Here is a 4,070-nt window from a genome sequence, read left to right as displayed (position 1 = left end):
TTCAACTCGGCCGGGTCGGGGTGGACATGGTGCACGGCCTGCGCCGGGACGGGGGTCTCGATCAGCCGGTAGCCCTCGAAGACATTGGCACCGAAAGTGTTGATCTCGCCCAGCCGCATCCCCAGCACCAGCAGGCAATCGGCCTCGGCCACCTTGCGCGCCAGCGCCGGGTCCGCGCCGATCCCCAGTTCCCCGACCATCAGCGGATGGCTGGCCGGCATCAGGTCGCGGCAGCGATAGGCGGTGGCAACCGGGATCCCGCTTTCCTCGGCGAAGAGTGCCAGACAGCGGATTTCCTCGGCCGTCCAGCCGGTGCCACCGGCCAGGATCAGGGGGCGCTGGGCGACGGCGAGGGCATCGGCCAGCCGGTCCAGATCCTCGCCCGGGGCCTGCGGGCGGGGCGGGGCCGGGGGCGTGGCGGGCAGGCTGGCGGCGGGGATCTCCTCGTGCCAGACCTCCTCATGCAGGGCCAGAACCACCGGCCCGTGACGGCCGCCCATCGCCTCGGCCCAGGCGCGCGACAGCATCTCCACCAGCCGCGCGGCAGTATCGCAGGACCCGACCCATTTGGCCGAAGGCGCAAAGGCCTGCGCGAAATCGGCGTTGTCCAGATAAGGCTCCCGCCCCGCGATCGCGCGCGAGGGCTGGCCCAGGATCAGGATCATCGGCGCCCCGTCGGTGCGCGCCGTGTGCAGGGCCAGCGCCGCGTTCAGCGCGCCCGGCGCCCGGCCGACCAGACAGATCCCCGGCCGCCCCGTCACCTGCCCCGCCGCCTGCGCCGCCACCGCCGCGCCCGCCTCGTGCCGGCACGAGATCAGCGGCACGCCCGCGCCTTCCAGCGCGTCGACCAGCTCCAGAATCCCCTCGCCGGGGACATGGAAGGCCGGACCCCGCGCCCAGTCGCGGATCAGAAGGGCCAGCGCCCCGGCGCCCGTCAGGTGATCCATCTCGCGTTTCCCGTTTGTTGATTTCGCACAGGTTTTCACCCGGGCCGGGGCAGTTGCAACGGGCTTCACCCCCTGATTGCAGGCCAATCCGGTGAAATGACCGATAACAGAAAAATCAGAACTGGAATCTGAAACCCCCCTACTGGCGAGAACGGGGGCACGCCGGAATACTCCAGGAACCGCAACACTGGCGCCGGAGACAGAGCGAATGCTCGCCCGGTGTCCTGCCGGGGCAACCGGGCCATTCGACCCGCGCAACAGGGAAATGACATGACCAAGACACCGACCTCCCCGACCTTCGCCATGAGCCGCCGCGCCCTGCTGCTGGCCTCGGGTGCGGGCCTCGCCGCCGGAATCCTGCCCTTCGGCCCGCTGAAAGCCCAGCAATCGGGCACCCTGGCCATGTGCGTGACGCCCGAACCGAACGCCATGTGTGCCGCCTTCAACACCGCCTCGCCGGTGACGGTCGTCTCGGGCAAGATGCTCGAGGGCCTTCTGAACTACGATTTCAACGTCTCGCCCACCCCGGCGCTGGCCACCGCCTGGGAGGTGGCCGAGGACGGCCTCTCCATCACCTTCACCCTGCGCGAGGGCGTGCAATGGCACGATGGCGAGCCCTTCACCTCGGCCGACGTGCAATATTCGATCATGGAGATCCTGAAGCAGCACCACCCGCGCGGCCGCTCGACGCTGGCCAGCGTCACCGCGGTGGAGACCCCGGACGAGCACACTGCCATCCTCCGCCTCAGCCAGCCCGCCCCGGCGCTGATGTACGCGCTGGCCGGCTGGGAATCGCCGATGCTGCCGAAGCATGTCTATGAGGGGACCGATGTCCTCCAGAACCCCGCCAACAACGCCCCGGTCGGCACCGGCCCCTTCGTCTTCCAGACCTGGGAGCGCGGCTCGCATATCATCATGACCGCCAACCCGAACTATTGGGGCGAGGGCGAGCCGAAACTGGAACGCCTGGTGATCCGCATCATCACCGACCCCTCGGCCCGCGCTGCCGCGCTCGATGCGGGCGAGCTGCATCTGGCCGGTGACGGCCCGATCCCGGTGAACCAGGTCCAGCGTTTCGTCGACAGCCCCGATTTCCAGGTGGAAACCCGCGGGACCGAGATGAACAACTCGCTCGACATGATCCACACCAACCTGCGCAACGAACACCTCGCCAAGCTGGAGGTCCGTCAGGCGCTGATGCACGCGATGAACCGCGCGGCGATGCTGGATGTGGTCTATTACGGTCTGGCCGAGATCCTGACCGGCCCGATCCCGGAAACCCTGCCCAACTTCTACACCGCCGATGTGCCGAGCTACCCGTACGACCCGGCCCGCGCCAACGAGCTGCTCGATGCCGCCGGTTATGCCCGGGGTGCCGACGGCATGCGCTTCAGCCTGCGGCTGATCGCGCCGACGGTGGGCGACACCTATGAACGGATGGGCCAGTTCCTGAAACAGAACTTCCGCGACGTGGGCGTCGATCTGGAGCTGATCAGCGCCGATATTCCTACCTTCATCCGCTCGGTCTTTGGCGAATACGATTACGATCTGACGCTCTATCCGGGCTCGGTCACCGCCGATCCGACCATCGGCTCGCAACGCTTCTGGTGGTCGAAGGCCGCCTCGCAGGGGACGCCCTTCGTCAATTCGACCGGCTATGAAAGCGCCGAGATGGACCAGATCCTCGAGGACGCCTCGGTCGAACCCAACCCCGAGGCCCGCCGCGCCCTCTTCGTGCGCTTCCAGCAGCTTGCGATGACCGACCTGCCGATCCTGCCGGTGGCGCGGCCGATCTACGTGACCATCGCCGCCGCCAATGTCGAGAATTTCGTTCCCGGCCCTGACGGCATCCGCGCCCCCTACGGCTCGCTCGCCTTCACCGGATGAGCCAGCCGGTGCAGACCCTGCCGCCTGTCGGCGTCCTGTTGCTGGACACGCGCTTCGCGCGGCCGCCCGGCGACATCGGCAATGCAAGCACCTTCGGCGGCAGGGTTCTGTACGAAACCGTGGGCGGGGCCAGCATCACCCGGATCCTGCAGGGCGACCCTGATGATCCGGCGCTGGCCGAGGGGTTCCGCGCCGCGCGTGACCGTCTGGTGGCGCGCGGGGCGGAACTCATCACCACCTCCTGCGGGCTGCTGGTCTTTCAGCAGGCGCGGCTGTCGCAGGGCTGCCCGGTGCCCTTCACCGCCTCGTCCCTGTTCCAGATCCCGCTCCGGCAGCGCCAGCACGGCAAGGCCGCGGTCATGGGCCTGCTTCAAGGCTCTATCACCCCGGCGCATCTGGCTGCTGCCGGTGTCGCGCCGGACCTGCCGGTCGGCGCGCTGCCCGAGGAGGCGCATCTGCTGAACGTCCTGCGGGCCAACGACCCCGACCGCCCCATCGACGCCCAGCGGGCTACGGCCGAGCTGATCGCCGCCGCCCGCGCCCTGCTGGACCGCGCCCCCGACACGGCGGCGCTGGTCCTCGAATGCACCAACCTGCCGCCCTATCAGGCGGCGCTGGCCGAGGCGCTGGACCTGCCGGTCTATGGCTTCTACGACTGGCTTCTGGCCATCCATCAGGGGCAGGCCCGGCCCGATGGAAGCCTGCCGCCTGCATGCCCTACGGAAATCCCCGCATGAAACCGATCCGACGCCGCTTCCCCTGGGCCTTTCTGGCCAAGCGGGTGGCCTATGGTGCGCTGGCGATGCTGGCCATTGCCATCATCAACTTCTTCCTGCTGAAGCTCGCCCCCGGCGACGCGGCCGAGGCTCTGGCCGGGCAGGCAGGCACCGCCGACCCCGCCTATATCGCCCAGCTGCGCGCCCAGTTCGGTCTGGACCAGCCGCTGCTCAGCCAGCTCTGGGCCTTCCTCGTGCGGCTGGCGACGCTGGACCTCGGCTATTCCTATGTCTTCAACGAGCGGGTCTCGGTGCTGATCTTCAGCCGGATGCCCGCCACGCTGATGCTGATGGGCGCGGCGATCGTCATCGCGGTCATCGGCGGCATCGTCTTCGGCGTCACCGCCGCGCGCTACGCCAACCGCTGGCCGGACCGGGTGATCTCGTTCCTGGCGCTGCTGCTCTATGGCACGCCGCCCTACTGGATCGGCCTGATGATGATCCTGATCTTCGCCGTGAC

Annotated in this window: 4 protein-coding genes; 3 read left to right on the top strand and 1 reads right to left on the bottom strand. The window is 68.7% G+C overall.

Annotated features, from left to right (window positions below; genetic code table 11):
- Positions 1-947 (bottom strand): thiamine pyrophosphate-binding protein (locus VDQ18_RS23110; RefSeq protein WP_323023206.1); only part of this gene is annotated, 947 nt, incomplete at its 3' end.
- A 270-nt stretch (positions 948-1,217) separates the two neighbouring features.
- On the opposite strand from VDQ18_RS23110, the gene VDQ18_RS23105 reads away from it, so the two are divergent.
- From VDQ18_RS23105 to VDQ18_RS23095, 3 genes are all read left to right on the top strand, one after another.
- Positions 1,218-2,834 (top strand): ABC transporter substrate-binding protein, encoded by a 1,617-nt coding sequence (locus VDQ18_RS23105; protein ID WP_323023205.1) that lies wholly within the window; start codon positions 1,218-1,220, stop codon positions 2,832-2,834.
- Between the two features lie 8 nt (positions 2,835-2,842).
- Positions 2,843-3,571 carry an aspartate/glutamate racemase family protein gene (locus tag VDQ18_RS23100; RefSeq protein ID WP_323023204.1) on the top strand — a complete coding sequence of 243 codons (729 nt, stop codon included), beginning with the start codon at positions 2,843-2,845 and terminating at the stop codon, positions 3,569-3,571.
- On the top strand, positions 3,568-4,070 hold a 503-nt coding region (locus VDQ18_RS23095; RefSeq protein ID WP_323023203.1), incomplete at its 3' end, for an ABC transporter permease. The genes VDQ18_RS23100 and VDQ18_RS23095, both read left to right, overlap by 4 nt.

Origin of the sequence: Pararhodobacter sp. (assembly GCF_034676075.1) — a bacterium.
Lineage (GTDB): Bacteria > Pseudomonadota > Alphaproteobacteria > Rhodobacterales > Rhodobacteraceae > Pararhodobacter.
Note: the sequence above shows the minus strand (reverse complement) of the source record. Positions and strands in the feature narration are given on the sequence as shown.